The 16636-nt window shown below is 46.3% G+C and carries 10 protein-coding genes; 5 read left to right on the top strand and 5 right to left on the bottom strand.

Translation table 11 applies throughout. The features are described from left to right. Positions 1–279: 279 nt before the first annotated feature. The gene (locus ACFFJH_RS03885; protein WP_390210194.1) at positions 280–5397 is read left to right on the top strand and encodes an alpha-2-macroglobulin family protein; all 5118 of its coding nucleotides are present in this window, start codon (positions 280–282) and stop codon (positions 5395–5397) included. 129 nt (positions 5398–5526) lie between these two features. After that, positions 5527–6279 (top strand): SIMPL domain-containing protein, encoded by a 753-nt coding sequence (locus ACFFJH_RS03880; protein WP_390210193.1) that lies wholly within the window; start codon positions 5527–5529, stop codon positions 6277–6279. A 54-nt stretch (positions 6280–6333) separates the two neighbouring features. On the opposite strand, the gene ACFFJH_RS03875 is transcribed toward ACFFJH_RS03880, so the two are convergent. The 5 genes from ACFFJH_RS03875 to ACFFJH_RS03855 all read right to left on the bottom strand — a co-directional run bounded on the left by ACFFJH_RS03875 (position 6334) and on the right by ACFFJH_RS03855 (position 11717). After that, a complete protein-coding gene (locus ACFFJH_RS03875) occupies positions 6334–6552 on the bottom strand; it encodes a helix-turn-helix transcriptional regulator (RefSeq protein WP_390210192.1) in 219 nt (72 codons plus the stop codon). Further along, on the bottom strand, positions 6545–7042 hold the full coding sequence (locus ACFFJH_RS03870; protein ID WP_390210190.1) for a hypothetical protein: 498 nt from the start codon (positions 7040–7042) through the stop codon (positions 6545–6547). Before ACFFJH_RS03870 ends, ACFFJH_RS03875 begins: the two co-directional genes overlap by 8 nt. 213 nt (positions 7043–7255) lie before the next feature. Next, the gene (locus ACFFJH_RS03865; protein ID WP_390210188.1) at positions 7256–9292 is read right to left on the bottom strand and encodes a TonB-dependent receptor domain-containing protein; all 2037 of its coding nucleotides are present in this window, start codon (positions 9290–9292) and stop codon (positions 7256–7258) included. Positions 9293–9328: 36 nt separating this feature from the next. Next, complete coding sequence (locus ACFFJH_RS03860) at positions 9329–10033, bottom strand: TonB-dependent receptor plug domain-containing protein (RefSeq protein WP_390210186.1); 705 nt, start codon at positions 10031–10033, stop codon at positions 9329–9331. A 493-nt stretch (positions 10034–10526) separates the two neighbouring features. Beyond that, complete coding sequence (locus tag ACFFJH_RS03855; protein WP_390210185.1) at positions 10527–11717, bottom strand: DJ-1/PfpI family protein; 1191 nt, start codon at positions 11715–11717, stop codon at positions 10527–10529. A gap of 441 nt (positions 11718–12158) precedes the next feature. On the opposite strand from ACFFJH_RS03855, the gene ACFFJH_RS03850 reads away from it, so the two are divergent. The 3 genes from ACFFJH_RS03850 to ACFFJH_RS03840 all read left to right on the top strand — a co-directional run bounded on the left by ACFFJH_RS03850 (position 12159) and on the right by ACFFJH_RS03840 (position 16634). After that, positions 12159–13454, top strand: coding sequence for an efflux RND transporter periplasmic adaptor subunit (locus tag ACFFJH_RS03850; protein ID WP_390210183.1), 1296 nt, complete (start codon positions 12159–12161; stop codon positions 13452–13454). Between the two features lie 65 nt (positions 13455–13519). After that, positions 13520–14200, top strand: coding sequence for an ABC transporter ATP-binding protein (locus ACFFJH_RS03845; RefSeq protein ID WP_390210182.1), 681 nt, complete (start codon positions 13520–13522; stop codon positions 14198–14200). A 46-nt stretch (positions 14201–14246) separates the two neighbouring features. Continuing rightward, positions 14247–16634: an ABC transporter permease gene (locus tag ACFFJH_RS03840; protein ID WP_390210180.1), complete on the top strand. Its 2388-nt coding sequence runs from the start codon at positions 14247–14249 to the stop codon at positions 16632–16634. Positions 16635–16636 lie beyond the last annotated feature (2 nt).

The following is a 16636-nucleotide window of genomic DNA, read 5'->3' as shown; positions in this document are numbered from 1 at the left end:
CCAGATACGGCGCAAATTTGAAAGCGCCTTGTGTTGTTTTTACTGTGCATTTATTGCAATCTCATGTTGCAAATTCGCACATATGTTTCCACATGGGAAATTAAGAAGGGATTTGTAAGCCTTTCACTAATATCCCCTGTCGCTATGAACAAAATGCTATATTGATATGGTTTTGCGAAATCTCTTTGCGGATTGTTTTTCACGTCATTCCAGTGTCATCAGCAGCAAGAAAAATGAGCAAAGTTTCGCTATGAATTTGCATATTATCGGGAAGGATTTATGACACAACTTTCAAAAAAAACCTTAGGCATCTTATTGGTTGCGGCCGCATTAGGTGCTGCAGCAGGCACTTGGTGGATAAAAAAACAGAAGCACCACCTCCCAGTGGGTGGTGACGCGATCATTACCAATCCTGATGCGCCTTTTGCGATGAGTAGTTGCGCGGCTCGCTTGCATGATGACAAGCCAGCACTGGCGGTGATGTTTTCTCAGAGTGTCGATGCGGACCAAGCCCTTGATAAACTCATAGAAGTTTCTGATTTGGGTGATACCAAAGCGGAAAAAGATAAGCCTAAAAAAGCCGAGAAAGCGGACGCGTCCGCTACTGCTGCGTCCAAGCCAAGTGACTTAGTCAAAGGTGGTTGGATCGTTTCAGATAATCCGCATGTTTTGCTATTTCCTTTTGTTAAAGCGGGACATAAATATAAAGTGAACTTGAGCGCGGCAATCGCTTCTAGCGCGGGTAAAAAATTAGATCAAGCGCAGACCTGCGAAGTGATTAGTGACGAGATGGCACCGTCATATTTCTTCGCCAGCAAAGGTACAGTCTTACCAGCTGGTTTGAATGGCGGCTTGCCCGTTGTGACCGTAAATATTCCTGAAGTTGATGTAGAGTTTTTACGGATCACGCCTGAGAAATTACCAAAATTTATTGATATGGTGGTTGGTAAAAATCGCGGACAACAAAGCGAAGAAAGTGACAGCGAAAGTGAAGGCGAAGGTGATGGCGAATACTATTACGATTACTACAGCAATCGTAATAAACTCAAAGGATTAACCTCGGGCTGGCAACTCAATGCTTTGCAAGGTATCGCGCAAAGCGTGTATCAAAATCGTTTTGTCACCAACGAAGTGCCAAACAGCCGCAAAGTCAGTTTCTTACCGGTCGAAAAAATCACCGAACTGAAGGAGCCTGGTATCTATGTCGCTGTCATGCGTCGTCCTGGCTACTATGATTATGATTACCAAGTGACGTATTTCTATGTCAGTGACATAGGCTTACATGTGCGTCGTCAGCTTAAACAAACTGACGTGTTTACTACGTCCTTGAAAGACGGCAAAGCGCAGAGCGGTATTGAGTTAGAAGTCTTGGGTGACGATGGTAAAGTTTTATTGCGTGGCAGAACTGATGGCGACGGTCATGGTGTTTTACCGGGTTTGCCGAATGGCGCAAAATTGTTGTTGGCTAAGCGTGGTAAAGAAACTTCGATTATCGCTTTGCAAGAGCCGGGTTTGGATTTGGCTGAATTTGATATCGGCGGTCATTTACCACGCGATGCCAAACTCTTCGCATGGTCGGGACGTGATCTGTATCGTCCGGGTGAAAAATTTACCGCTTCCTTAATGGCGCGTACTGCTGAAGGCATCGCTTTACCGCCAGCACCGATTAAAGTCGATTTGAAAAAACCAAGTGGCGATGTTGTCAGTTCTAGTATCTGGCAGCCTAATTCTAAAACGCCGGGCTATTTGCAGAATACGATAGATTTACCTCTCGATGCCGCGACTGGCAAATGGAGTTTAGAGTTCCGTGCTGATCCGACGGCTAAACGTCCTGATTCTATTTACACTTTTCAAGTGGAAGAATTTTTGCCAGAACGTATGAAGCTGAGTTTGAAAACGGAAAACACGCCGTTGGCAGATGCCAGCAGTTTTAGCGTTGATGTACAAGGCGATTATTTATACGGCGCACCTGCGGCAGGTAATCGCTTGCTCGGTAGCGTGGCGCAAGAGCGTTTGAAAAATCCTGTTGCCAAAGAATGGCCGGGTTTCATTTTTGGTGATTTTGCCGATGACACCAATAAGAGCCGTTCTGAATTAGAAGAAGCAGCCTTGGACGATAGTGGTAAGGCGGAAGTCGATGTGCCTTTTACTGCAAATGCGAAATCACCTTTAAAAGTGCGTGCGGCGTTTAGTTTATTAGAGTCGGGTGGTCGTCCTGTCGTCCGTTCCATCGAGCGCGTCTGGTGGCCTGCACAAAACATGATAGGCATACGCCCCTTGTTTGAAAAAGATGTGGCACGCGAAGGCAGTATGGCGGAGTTTGAAATTATTCGTGTGAATACTGCTGGGAAGTTTTCCGTATTAAAGCAAGCACCATTTAAACTAATACGCGAAGACCGTGAATATTACTGGCGTTACGACGCAGGTCGTGGCTGGCATTCAGGCTACACCGAAGGTGAAGAAACCATACATGCTGGCGCTTTAGAATTAAAAAATCGTGCCAAGCTGACGGTACCTGTGAAGTGGGGACGTTATCGTTTAGAAATTACCGATCCTGAAACCAATTTGGTGGCGCGTTATTTCTTCTACGCTGGTTGGAACGCACAAGATAGTGAGAGTGTCGGTAATCGTCCGGACCGTGTACGCATGCAATTGGAAGGCGCTCCAGCTAAGCCGGGTAATGATGTTCAACTCAAAATTATTCCACCTCACGATGGTGAGGCTTTGGTCTTGGTGGAAGCTGATAAAGTTTTGTGGAGTAAGCGCGTCTCTGTGAGTACGGATGGCACGACTGTCAGCATTCCTATCGATAAAGCGTGGAATCGTTCGGATATGTATATCTCTGCCGTGGTGTTCCGTCCCGGCAGTCAGGGCGATAAAGTCACGCCTGCCCGCGCTGTCGGTTTAACTTGGCTACCACTCGCGCGTGAGCCACGCAAGTTGAAAGTGAGCGTGACTACACCGGCTCAAGTAGAACCCGAAAAACGCATGATCGCCAAAGTCAAAGTGGACAATGCGGCGGGCAAAAAAGCCATGGTGACCGTGTCAGCGGTGGATGTGGGTATTCTCAATATCACGAGTTTCAAAACGCCAGATCCGTTTGATTTTTTCTTCGGCAAACATCGCTTTAGTGCCGAATTAACAGATATCTATGGCAAATTAATCGAACGCATGGATGGCACACCGGGCAAAATAAAATGGGGTGGCGATGCTGGTAAGCGCGATACTAAGAGCATGCCTAAGAAAGTGAAGTTGGTCGATATTTTCTCAGGCCCTGTGCAGCTCAATGATAAAGGTGAGGCCGATGTGCCTTTGAATATTCCTGATTTCAATGGTACTTTGCGCGTGATGGTGGTGGCATCGACGGATGACGCCTATGGCAGCACGGATAAAGAGGTCGTAGTCAGTGCCCCGATTGTTGCCGAAATCGCGACACCGCGCTTTATTGGTCCCGGAGATACTTCGACTTTTGCGCTTGATGTCACCAATATGATGCAAGGCGAGCAAAGCATTAATATCAAACTGTCCGCCGATAAATTATTGAAAATCGCTGAAGGTGAGCGCAATATTAAACTCGCACCTAAGCAAAGAAATATCCTACGCTTTAACGTCGAACCGACCGAGCCTTTTGGTCTGTCACGCATCAGTCTCGATGTCAAAACTGGCGGTGCCAAACCGGTGGTAATCCATAGAGAATTTGCGCTGCAAATTCAACCACCGGTACCGCGTGAACAAGATGCACGTCGTTTGCGTATAGAGCCAGGCGCAACGCAAAAATTGGACGCAAATATGGTTGAACGTTTCTATCGTGGCTCGGCTACTTTAAGCGTCGCTATGTCGAATCGTCCGCCACTCAATGTGCGCAGTATTGTTAAGGGCTTACTCGATTATCCGTATGGCTGTTTAGAGCAAACCACCAGCGCGGCTTATCCACATGTGTACATAGACGAAGAAGGAGCCAAGGCGGTTGGTCTGGCACCGCATACGCGCGAACAACGTGCCAAGTTTATTGAAGGTGCGATTAGTCGTATCGCCGGTATGCAAGGTGCGGAGGGCGGTTTCCGCCTTTGGAATGGTAACGATGGCGCCTATGAATTATGGTTGACGCCTTATGTTACGAGCTTCTTAGCCGATGCGCGCGAAGCTGGCTTTAATGTGCCAGAAGAGATGACGAAGCGCGCGCAAAAATGGATGACCGAAAAACTCAATGGCGCTGCAAATCAATTCTCGCCATTGCCCGCTGCGGTCAAACCTGATGCCAACGGTCGTTATGATTGGCGCGATTACGATTTGATTCGCAATAGCCATCAACGTTTTGCTGAATTAGCGCATATCGGTTACATGTTGGCACGTGATCAAAAAGCGTCTTTAGCCTCCTTGCGTTTGCTACATGATAGCTATCGTGATCGTGCCAAATCACCTTTGCCTTTAGTCCACCTTGGTTTGGCTTTGCAAATGATGGGCGATCAAAAACGTGCTGAGGTCGCCTTCAATGAGGCTATGAGCAAACCGTACGGCGTTCGTACCGATTGGGAATGGGATTGGCTCGGTGATTACGGTACGGCCGTGCGTGATCAAGCTATGTCTTATGCTTTGTTGTTGCGTCATAAAATCAGCCATCCACAGCGTGAATTAATGTTGACGAATTTGGCTGATCGCCTCGGTAAACCGCGCGGCTATTTCTCCACGCAAGAACGTATCGCCTTATTCCTAGCGGCGCGCGCGGCAGGTGGTACCGTCACTGATCCATGGGAAGTCGTCCTCAAGACCGCTGATGGTAGCAGTACGATTAGTTCAAAAAACAGTGAAAGTCGTAGCTTCGATCCTGCTTTGGCAATTAAAGGCATCACGTTGGAAAACAAAGGTTCAAATCCATTATGGATAGAACTTGAAGCCAGCGGTTATCCATTGAAATTGCCGATTCCAAGCACTGAGAAAATCAGCTTGGAACGTAAATGGTTCACCGTAGCTGGGAAACCGTGGACAGGTGGCAATCTCAAAGTCGGCGACATGTTGATCGTGCGAGTGACTGCCAAGGCAAAACAAAAAATCGAAGATGCGATGGTGATCGATCATATTCCGGCCGGATTAGAAGTCGAAAATCTCAACATTTCACAAGGTCCGCAAGCCGGTGAATTTAGTATTGAGGGCGTCAACTTAGCCACTGCGATGGCTGACGAACGCATCAAACATAAGGAATACCGCGACGACAGATTCGTTGCCGCCGTGCGTTTGAATGGTGATCCGATTAACCTGTTTTACATGCTACGAGTGGTGACACCAGGCCGTTTCCACGTGCCGGGTACGTACGCGGAAGATATGTATAGACCCGATATCCGCGCTTACGGACCTTCACCTGAGGCGGTGAATGTGGTTGATCCGCGTGGTGGGAAGTGATTGAAGAGTAGTTTTTTAATACGCCCGTTAGCTTGATTCAAGATCACCCAATTGCAAGTGTAATTGGGTGAACGAATAGCTATAGCCAGTTCAGCGTGGTAAACATGCCTACTTTTTAAGAAGACTGAAATGAATAAAGAATTATCGCGTTCCATCATGGTGCTGGGTTTGTTGCTGGCGGTTGGTTTGTCTGCTGCTGCATTTATTTTTGGCGCTCAAGCAAAGCATATTGGTGCTGGTCGTCAAAGTATTTCTGTCAAAGGTCTGGCAGAAAAACCAGTGACGGCTGATTATGCCGAATGGACCATAGGCGTGCAGGTAAATGCGCCCACATTTGCCGAAGCCTTGGCGAAATTACGTAGTAGTAAACCGGTGCTGACTCAATTCTTAGTCAAGCAAGGTTTTGAACCAGCGATGCAAAAAGAGGGCAATGAAGAAGTTGAGCCAAACTTTGTTACTGAGCGCACGAAAAATGGCGACATGCAGCAGGTTCAAAAAGGCTTTAATGCGAGCCAAAAAATCGATGTGACCAGTAAAGATTTAAATAAAATGAGGTTGGCCCATAGAGCTGCATTGCAACTGAGAGCCGACGGTTTTCCTGCGCAGTACGCGACTCCGCAATACTTGGTTTCAGATTTAGAAGGCAAGAAAATGTCTTTGATTGGTGCTGCGACAGAAAACGCACAAAAGCGCGCCGAAGAGTTTGCCAAGTACGGCAAAGTCAAAGTCGGTGCAATGCGCTCCGCATCACAAGGTGCGTTCTATATTTTGCCGATTGGCGCTGTTGTCGACGCGAACGAATACGGTGGGTCATATGACAAAAGCAGCATCGAAAAAATAGCGCGGGTCGTAGTGACGATTGAATTTAATATCGCGCAATGAATAGTGAAGATGCTACTAAGATATCGATAGTGAAAACTTGCACAGCGCGCCCAGCTAATCTCCCAGCTCTTGGTTCAAAGTAAAAATATCCTCAACCGCAACACCAAAGTGTTTTGCCAGTTTGAGCGCAATAATCACTGAAGGTACGAAGCGCATCGTCTCCACCGTACTAATGGTTTTGCGCGAGACACCGATGGCTTCGGCTAATTCTTGTTGCGAAATTTTTTGTCTCGCTCTTAGCTTGGCGATGTGATTATCTAGCGCTTCACTCATCGTTCTTCCAGTACGAAGATAAGATCGGTAGCGCATAGGCGCAAGACATGCAGCCTAGAACTATGCGCGAAAAATCACTGACGCTTATCGTGGCTAAGACAGAAAAGTAACGATCGTTGTCTGTTAAGACAATGGCGGCAAACAAACAAAACACGCCTATGCTATACGAAAATACTTTCGCTTTATTTTCTAGGCTAGCGACATATTCATCTTCAAATTTAAATCTAAGAAAAGAACGTTTACGCATCTCTAAGCCGCTGTGTATAGACGAGAGAAAAGTAAATATCATGAAGCCAAACAGGGCAATGCCGAGAACTACGATCACGCCTATCAATGGGATGTTACCTTGAAATTCTTTGAAAATATTATATCTATCCGTGACTACGTTGATGATCAGATATAAGCCGACAGCCAAGGTATTAAGATTGTGTCGGTGGTAATGGGGTTCATCTATTGTGCCGCATGGATGCAGTAATAGTATCTGGGGCAATTAAATTTCTGTTGATCTCTCTCTTCTTTAAAAACAAAAAAAGCCTCACTCAAACCTTTGAGCAATTGCGATTCGATCTGGTTTTTGTGGCCCTGCGCTGGCAACCTGAACAAAGCAAAAGACCTCGCACATGGCGAGGTCTTTGACTTTAGATCCGCAGCGAGCTGCCAACCGTTGGCAATATTTGGCAGCTCGTGAGCGCTTTACAAGTTATTAGAACTGGTAACGTGCACCAACTTTGAAATAACGACCAATGGCACCACTTGCATCCATTGGGTTATAGCTTAAGCCGCCATAAGTCAAAGGATCTAGAGGAGCGATTTTATCCGTCAAGTTGTTGATGGAACCAAACAATTGCAAGTGTTTGGAATAGTTCCAACGAACTGACAAATCAAGTGTGGTGAAAGAAGGCAATACGCAACCATTTGGTGCGTCTTTACCATCAGCAAATTTTGATGCACACAGATCGCCAGCAAAGGAAACGTTCTTCATGTCCGCACGATAGTTCGCGGTTGCAGTGACGTTCCAATCGCCTTTATCCCAAGATGTTGTAAAGTTGATTTTGTCTTTCGGTGTACCTGCGCAGTTTGATGTATCACAGTTACCATGCGTACCAGCGAATTGGTATTTTACTTTTTCAGATTCCGCACGCAACCAAGATGCAATATGCGTCCAAGTTAAACCCATCGTTGCACGACCATATTCACCCATGTTGACACGATATTTCGCATCCAAATCCAAACCTTTGATTTCGGTGTAGCTGGAGTTGCGATAAGGTGCTTTAGAGATCAGCAAAGTACCTGAGTTAGGAACCACCACACCGTTAATGACCAAATTGTTGTCAGCACGGATCGCGGTTGGCAAAGCAGCTGCTTCGTTGTATGGCAAAGGATTGATCTCATTGCTACGTTTGATCTGCCATGCATCTAAAGACATAGACAAGTTGTTGACTGGTTCCCAGATCATACCGAGGGTATAGCCTTTGGATTTTTCTGGTGACAAGTTTGGATCGCCAACTTTTACCGCTGCTACAGATGCTGCGCAATCGGTGGCTGTTGCACCAGGTGCTGGTGTGCCGTTTGGACAACGAATTGGATCACGAGCGGTTGCAGTGCCAGTACTTTGGCTTTCTGCACCAGATTCTGCAGGGCCTGGCGCACGGAAACCTTCAGAGTAGGTGCCGCGTAAAGCGAATGTTTTGGTCGGAGTCCATTTCACGCCAAATTTTGGCGTGGTGGAACTGAAACGATCATATTTGTCGTAACGCGCAGCAGCGGACAATTCTAAGTCTTTAATAATTGGGGCTGCCAATTCGACGAAGACCGCGGACACTTTACTATCGCCTTTGGCTGCAACATAACTAGCATTGATCGCGCCATTTTCTGTGCCACTCAAAGAGGGGTTGTCCAATTTTTCTTGACGATGTTCAGCACCGACTGCCAGACCTAACATACCGCCAGGTAATTCCATCAATTCACGTGATGCCTTGATATCTACGATATCCAATTTCGTGGTGGAATCGGAAATGGAAGTACGAACCATCGCTGAGTATAAGGAACTAGGATTTTTGTTCGCTTGTGCTCCAATGTAGTACGGGAAGTAGGGGCTAGTTGAATCACCTAAGCCTGCCTTAACAACGGCCATGTTCAACATGTTGGTGTAGGCCAGGTGCAATTTGGATTCGGAGTGTACAAACGCCGTATCAAAATCCCAACCAGCAGCAACGCCTTTCAAACCAACCACGAAGCGGTTAAATTCATTGTTCGCATTACGTGTGCTAGGACCCACGTCAAATGCTGAGTAGCGCACGCGCACTGGCACGCCGTATGGGTTTTGTGGATGATTGGCTGCTAATACGATGGTTGTGCCAGCTCCAGAGCCGTAGTTAATGACACCACTTGGATTTGAACTATTAGGTGGAAAGGCGACAGTTGGTGTGATGGATGGTGGAACTAAAGTAAATGCTGTATCACGTTTGGAATAACCTAATTCGGCGTAAGCTTGGAAATCGTTATTCAGCTGCCAGGTGCCGCGTGTGTACAAATTGACGCCATCAATTTGTGGTTGCATAGAGCGGAATTGATCGGCATACCAGACGCAACCGCCTTTAGGATCTTGTGGGCTAGCGACAGAAAATGAAGAACAGCCTGGTAGACTCACATAGGCTTTAGAGACTGGATCGAGTAAAGAGCCTGTTGGGCTTGGTGAGCCTGCTGTAGTAATGTGACCCGCCGCGAATTGGGATGCCATTGCATAACCCCAAGGACGAATATCACCATGGCCAATCTAAGCGCGATCAGCACGATCTTTATTCAAAATTTCGTCTGACTTATAAACTTCGGCGTTGAATAAGATGTTATAGCTATCTTTATTCAAGTCACCAAAACCTGCCGTGATAGATGCTTTTCCTTGTTGTTGATCAGAGTATTTTGAAATGCCATAGTTACCTTTCAAAATGACGCCTTGAAAGTCTTTGCGCAAAATAATATTAACGACGCCAGCAATCGCGTCGGCACCGTAGGTGGATGATGCGCCATCTTTCAAGACTTCGATACGATCTACTGCTTCCATAGGAACGGTAGATAAATCAGTGAAACTCTTTTGTCCATCATCGGCACGTGCAAACGGTGCCATACGACGACCATTCAATAATACCAGTGTCGATGTCGCACCCAAACCGCGTAAGGAAATTGCCGTAGAACCTGCCGCAAAACCGTTACCAAAACCAGTCGGCAAAGAACCAGCGCCATCGGCGGTCAAGGTTTGCAAATATTCGGCAACGGTCGCTTTACCTGACTTCGCTAATTCTTCGCGGCCAATAATTTGAATCGGGGAAGCGGATTCTGTTTGTGTTCGTTTGATGCTTGAACCAGTAATTTCAATACGTTGTGCAGTGACTGCTTCTTGCGCTGAGGCAATAGATGCAAAGCTTACCAAAGCGGTGGCAAAAGCAGTCGAAACTGCTTGCGCCAATAGGGTTTTCTTAAACATATGAACTCCGAATAATTGTTTTTGGGAAATAAACTTCTTGTCTTTTCAAAAAATATAGGAATGTAAAGATATTTTTGAAGCTCTTTCATGCATACTTTTTTGATTAATTATTTTTCCGAAATAAAATTTATTGAAAACTTTTTTTCGCCATTGCATGAAACCATTTCTTGAGGGTAAGTGTCAATTAAGACAATGATCGAACAGTGCAGAAAACAACAGTCTCGGTAAAATTCTCAATAAATTGATTTTTATAGATCAGTAAACGACTATTTCGCATATTTAAAAGGTAAATAATTTTCTCAGTCTGGATTGAGCTGAGATTGGTTTTTGGGAATACCAGTTCAATTTTTACTTAGGTGCTGTAGTTGATTATCTTCGTTCACAAATTCCTTCTCGTGCCCGCTTATGACGTGCCTACGCTAGCAGATGTGCGTAGTTTTCATTAATTAAATGAAACGCCGCGATTTTGTGAGCATGAACATGTTTAGGCGTTTTATTTTCGTGCCGGATGATAGGGATACTCCATTTGTAGGGCGACGAAACTGGCAGTCCTTTCGTCATAACGAAGTGCGATTTGCTGCAATATCCAATCTAAACCGCGGCCAGGTATTAATTTGGCGGGTAAGCTAAGTACAGGTGCATCGTTTGTCGCAACATCGTGGTCGGGCACGATTTGCAGCCCGCGCAAACTGGTGACGGGTGCACGCGCAAAGCTAAATACACTGGAGCGATAGGTGCGAGCGTACGCATCCGCCATTAGTGCCAATGACAGCTCATCAATGTCGTTCGCGAGCGACACCATGAATTTATCTTTCCCCCAAAATGTGAGCCAATTGATTGATGCGGTCCACATGTGTTTTGCTGATAATTTAAAATCAGCGCTACGGTGTTCGTCATCCCATTTAGGAATGTCTAGTTCATCCGCCAGTGCTTGCGTCTTTGCCTCGCCAGCAATGACGTTAACCAATGCTAGAGACACTGGAATGGACGCGCTGACTCCCGTGCTCGTCATAATATTGCCATCTGCCAGATAGCGCTTGTCCTTGATAAACTGAGTACGAGGAAATTGTTTGCTTAGATCATCGAACGAATGCCAATGCCCGACCGCTCGTTTGTTCTCTAATAATCCGGCATTTGCCAGTACCCATACTCCATCGCAGATACCTATAATGGACGCGCCTTTTTTTGCTTGAGCTTGTATCCACGAGATCAATGCTGGATCAGCACTGTAATGCACGGCTGGAACGATGACATAGTCAGCGCCATCAGGATGTAAGCGATCAAATTGCGCAGCACTAAATTGTGCTCGCAGACGTAATGCGGGAAACATTTGTATGACGCCTTCTTGCATTCCCAGCGCATAGACTTCTGCGATATCGGCTTGCTTGAGTATCGAATACGGAATGACATAATCAGTTAGTTCAGTAAAACGATTTTCGGCGATGATGGCAACGACAGGACGCGTCCGGCCTTCGTGCAATGTAGATGTGAGTAAGCTCGAAGACTGTTGAGGTATGGCTGGCGTCGTATCGGGTGTCTGTGCATAGCATAGACTGCCTAATGTGGTGTTCAGCAATAGACAAAACGCGCCTAGTAGGTAGGCAAGAATTTGCTGCAATGATCTGTTCTTCCGGTGGATATTTTCTTGAATTAGAAGTTTGACTTGTCTTGTAGTGTCTCGCATAGAACGCTCCTTACGCTGACGCCACTTCCTTAAGTAAAAGAAGCAGCAATGAACCCAAAAACATACTTTAAAATTTCTGTAAGAGATCACAAATGCGATTGTGATTAACGGTAGAAATCTAGGTTTGTAGGGGCGCTTTAAGGTGATGAATGGTTTGCTAGCACCGAATCTGAGATGAGTTTCGAGCGCAATTACTGGTCTTTGACTCGTCATACGTGAATTTTCTGTCTGCAATCAACTTCCTCAATTCTTTATTGGATCTTCATTAGATCTCCTTTCACCGCTCACCCAAAAGCGTTCATTTTCAGACATGGCTCTGAGCGAAGTGTCCGGAATCGGACAGTTTTTTCTTCAAAATTGTGGATATAAGTGCTTTAAAGGTATGGCACACAATTTGCAATTATCGAATTCATCGACCACAAGCTTATTGAATTCACTTGAATGAAACCATTAACACAAATAAATCACGACTCATCTATTGCTAGCGGTGCGGCGATGGATCGCGTTGTTCCGAGAAATCACAAGCGTCGCTTGCTTAAGTTCGCTCTGGGGTTTTCAGTGGTGAGCGCTGTGCTGGCTCTAGGATGGTTGTCGATTCCCAAAGGCTTGCAAGTTGCTAAAGCAGATATTCGTACTCAAGTAGCGGAACAAGGAATTTTTTTGGACGACATTATTGTGCGCGCCAATGCCCAGCCTTTAAATTCGGTGATACTCGATTCCGTTGAATCCGGGCGGGTAGAAGAAATTAAGGTACAAGACGGCATGATGGTCAAACAAGGGCAACTCTTGTTTCGATTGTCCAATTCCCAACGCAATCTAGAGCTATTGCAGCGCAAAGGCGAACACACTCAACAAGTGGCGAATATGGCGAACATGCAGGTCTTGTTTCAGTCTGCAAGTTCCGAAGCAAAAAGGCAGTTGGCACAATTGGCATTCGATAAAGAGCAGGCCAAGAAAAAACATGAACGTAATCTGCGCCTGGCGCAAGAAGGATTTATCTCACAAGTCGCGTTGGAAGAATCGAGAGATCACTATGAGCGTGCAAGCTTTGTTTACAGCGAAGAAGAAAAACATCAAATGCAAAATGCTACTGTGAGGCAGACGGCGTTGGCGCAAATGGAGGCTGGTATCCACGGCCTACAATCGGGCTTAAAGTTAGTGACACAAGCTGTAGATGGGTTGGCAGTTCGAGCACCGATCTCGGGCAAACTCACCGATTTTCATTTACAGGTCGGCGAATCGGTTGTGACTGGGAAACGCCTAGGTCGAGTGGATGATCCAACTCACTTTAAACTGCAAGCCCAAGTTGATGAGTATTACCTCAACCGTGTCGTAGTGGGCCAGCAAGGAAAGGCGCGCATGATAGACCAAAACTACGACATCGAAGTGATGGCGATTTATCCGCAAATTAAAGAAGGGCGTTTTTTAGTCGAGCTGAAATTTACGGCAGAAAATCCTAAGCAACTCAATCCAGGACAAAGTATGGACGTCAATATTAGTCTAGGTGCGCCGAAGCCAGCGGTTATTTTACCGATGGGAACTTATATCAATGATAGCGGCGGTCGATGGGTATTTGTCCTCGACAAGAGTGGACAACATGCAGAAAAACGTGCGATTAAAATTGGACAACGCAGTAATCGACAAGTGGAGATTTTGGAAGGCATTAAGGTCGGTGACAACGTCGTGATCTCAAGTTATGAACAGTATCAGAGCATCAAAAATCTCAGTATAAATTAGGGCAACAGGGCTACATACCCTAATGCGATCCTTCAACTAAACAAGCAAAAAATCAGGAAAACACCATGCTCAATTTAAAACAAGTCAGCAAAATTCATCTCACTGGCGATATTCAAACTACTGCTTTGGACAACATTAATCTTGAGATCAACGCAGGCGAATACCTTGCCATTACCGGCCCATCCGGCTGTGGTAAATCGACCTTGCTGGGGCTCATCGGCCTGCTCGATGTACCTACCTCAGGGGACTACTATTTTGAAGGTCAAAATGTCGCCGGATACAAAGAAGCTAAATTGAATCAATTACGGCGTGGGCGCATAGGATTCATCTTTCAAAGTTTCAATTTGATCGAAGAACTCTCGGTATTTGAAAACGTAGAATTGGCCTTGGAATACACCGACACACCCGCCAAGGAACGCCGCATCAGAGTAGCCGCGATGTTAGAAAAATTAGGCATACAACATAGAGCCAAACATCGTCCATCACAACTCTCAGGTGGGCAACAACAGCGGGTCGCCATCGCCCGTGCTTTGGTCGCGAATCCCGCCGTATTACTGGCCGATGAACCGACTGGTAATCTGGATACCGCCCACGGCGACGAAGTCATGCGTCTACTGCGCAAAATTAACGAAGAAGGCACGACCGTGGTGATGGTCACGCACTCCCCAGCACATGCGGCGCAAGCCTCACGCACCATTAATTTACTCGATGGACGCATCGTGGTCGATGCATTGCAAGCGGCATAAAAATTGTAGGGCGGGTTGCACCCGCTCTACGAAATTGGAGTAATGAATGAAAATAGTAGATTTAAAAATTGGTTGGCGCTTGCTCCTCAAAGAGCCGGGTTATTCCACCATCATCATTTTTGGATTATCCCTAGGTGTCGCCGCTTGTTTCCTTTTGCTAGGATTAGTCAGGCATCAAATGAGCTTCGACGCCCATGTTCCCGATAATAAAAAAGTATTTCTCCTTAAAGAACATTGGGATAGCGAGGGATTTTACGGTTGGCGTGGATCAAGCAGTTATCAGTCTCATCGTGCTATTGCGGACAGTGGCTTGCCCGTGTTAAGCACTGCCATCGGGCATGAAACGGTGGATATGAGAGCGGGTGAGACGGTGCATCAGATTAATGTCGCCTTGGTCGCTGGCGAATTTGCTAGAGTCTTTTCTATCACGGGAATTAAAGGTGATTTAAATGCAGTCTTGGTTCGACCTGACGCTTTAGCATTGACCGAACAAACGGCGCAAAAACTTTTTGGTCATCAAGACGCTTTGGGTAAAACGGTGTTGGTCATGGGGAAGGCGTACTCTGTACTAGCCATCTTACCTACGCCACCCGTCACTAGCTCTATTGAATATCAGGCGCTTACTGGTATGCAAACCAGACTGTTGGATGATGACAGGCGCGAGAATCGTATGGAAAATTGGGGATCGGTAGGCTTTAGCGTCTATGTTAAAACAGTGGGGCAAGTGACGCCAGAACAAATCATCAAGAGAGTTGATAGCGAGCTAGAAAAATCTAAGCTATATCGAGAGTTTATTCTGCCCATGATGCAGCAGAGCGGCAAGAAAAAAATAATCACTCACCAAATGCTGCCACTGCGTGAGCAAAATCTCGATCCTGATTTGGCGGCAGGCATGACTCAAGACAGTCGGGTACTGAGTGGGCTGGTGATTGTGGCTTTACTCATACTGGCACTGGCTGCGAGCAACTATGTCAATTTGGCACAGGTACGCGCTATACGTCGTCAACGTGAAATTGCTTTGCAAAAAATAATGGGAGCGACCGCAAACCGTGTGACGATGCAATTTCTATGTGAGTCGGCGTTGGTCACGTTGGTTGCCGCTGTCCTAGGTCTAGGCTTAGCATGGCTTTTGCTCCCGTTGTTCTCCGAATTTTTGGGAATCGATCTCGCAGAAATTTTTTCGGTGGCGAGTGTTGTAGTCAGCCTGTTTTTTGCGCTGATACTGGGATTGATTGCCGGCTTAGTTCCTGCTTACTCGGCCTATCAAGTGATGCCGAGCGTTGCCTTAAGTGGACGAGGTGATCAAGAAAGTTCAACTGGACAAAAAGTTCGACGGGTACTGACAGTGCTGCAAATGAGCGTCGCTTTAGCGCTTTCTGCCAGCGCATTGGCAGTCTCATGGCAGAGCTACTTTTTATCTAATCAAAGTGTAGGCTTCGATCCTAAGCCCTTGATAAGTCTGAGTCTTCCCGCCGGCACGACGCTAGAGCAATTTAATGCCTTTCATGCCGCGCTGAAACAGATACCGAATGTTGCTCATGTTGGTGTCTCTACGACGCAGGCGCGCTCTTTAGAAAATGCCGATGCGATAGACCGTAAAGGCTTCCCTTCAATTCATATGAAGTACCAAAAAGTGACGGTCGAATTTTTTTCCACCTTAGGCATTTTGCCAAAGGCAGGACGTAGTTTCGACGCCAGTGTCGATGCCGATGATGCCAAGCATAGCGCGGTGCTTAACGAAAATGGTGTCAAGAAATTAGGATTTACTAGTAATGACAATGCCATCGGACAATTTGTACAACGTGGCGAGCAGGAGTTTCAAATCATTGGTGTGGTATCTAATTTTAGAAATACAGATCGCAAAAAAAGTGACGAGGCGGTGATCTATTTTTTCAATCAAGCAGGCAGCAAATTCATCGTGCGTACCTTAGGCGACACCAGTAAGGTACAAGCCGCTATCGAACAACTTTGGGGGCGACACTTTCCAGATGCGCTCTTGCGCATGCAAACGGTCAGCGCTGAAATTGAAAAAGAAAATCGTCCAGGAAAAAACATTGCATGGCTACTCACGATGGCAAGTGTTTTAAGTTTGGCGATCGCTGCTTTCGGCATCTACGTATTAGCCGCCTACAGCGTACAAAAACGCAGCAAAGAAATCGTTTTACGCAAATTATATGGCGCAGACAGCCTGCAGATTCTCGGATTTGTTGGACGTGAATTCGCATGGTTAATGGGAATCTCTTGCGTCATTGCGTTGCCGCTTGCCTATCGATTTATCCAAGGCTATCTGGCCGATTACGTCGAGCACGCACCGATAGGCATGTGGACTTTAGTGGCTGCTAGCGCGATCGGTATTGTGGTTGCGGTGTTAGCGACCTTAGGCAACACATTAAAAGCCGTGCGTATGTCACCGCTGCAGATATTACGTGCTTAGTG

This window comes from Affinundibacterium danionis (assembly GCF_042432465.1).
In the GTDB taxonomy this organism is placed as follows: Bacteria; Pseudomonadota; Gammaproteobacteria; order Burkholderiales; family Burkholderiaceae_D; genus Undibacterium; species Undibacterium danionis.
The sequence above is the reverse complement of the archived record's forward strand: the minus strand, read 5'-3'. Positions and strand labels throughout refer to the sequence as shown.

What these genes read in the sequence shown, in the direction of transcription:
- ACFFJH_RS03885 (WP_390210194.1), top strand. Translation starts at nt 280, where the DNA reads ATGACACAACTTTCAAAAAAAACCTTAGGCATCTTATTGGTTGCGGCC.
- ACFFJH_RS03880 (WP_390210193.1), top strand. Translation starts at nt 5,527, where the DNA reads ATGAATAAAGAATTATCGCGTTCCATCATGGTGCTGGGTTTGTTGCTG.
- ACFFJH_RS03875 (WP_390210192.1), bottom strand. Translation starts at nt 6,552, where the DNA reads ATGAGTGAAGCGCTAGATAATCACATCGCCAAGCTAAGAGCGAGACAA.
- ACFFJH_RS03865 (WP_390210188.1), bottom strand. Translation starts at nt 9,292, where the DNA reads ATGGCATCCCAATTCGCGGCGGGTCACATTACTACAGCAGGCTCACCA.
- ACFFJH_RS03860 (WP_390210186.1), bottom strand. Translation starts at nt 10,033, where the DNA reads ATGTTTAAGAAAACCCTATTGGCGCAAGCAGTTTCGACTGCTTTTGCC.
- ACFFJH_RS03855 (WP_390210185.1), bottom strand. Translation starts at nt 11,717, where the DNA reads ATGCGAGACACTACAAGACAAGTCAAACTTCTAATTCAAGAAAATATC.
- ACFFJH_RS03850 (WP_390210183.1), top strand. Translation starts at nt 12,159, where the DNA reads ATGAAACCATTAACACAAATAAATCACGACTCATCTATTGCTAGCGGT.
- ACFFJH_RS03845 (WP_390210182.1), top strand. Translation starts at nt 13,520, where the DNA reads ATGCTCAATTTAAAACAAGTCAGCAAAATTCATCTCACTGGCGATATT.
- ACFFJH_RS03840 (WP_390210180.1), top strand. Translation starts at nt 14,247, where the DNA reads ATGAAAATAGTAGATTTAAAAATTGGTTGGCGCTTGCTCCTCAAAGAG.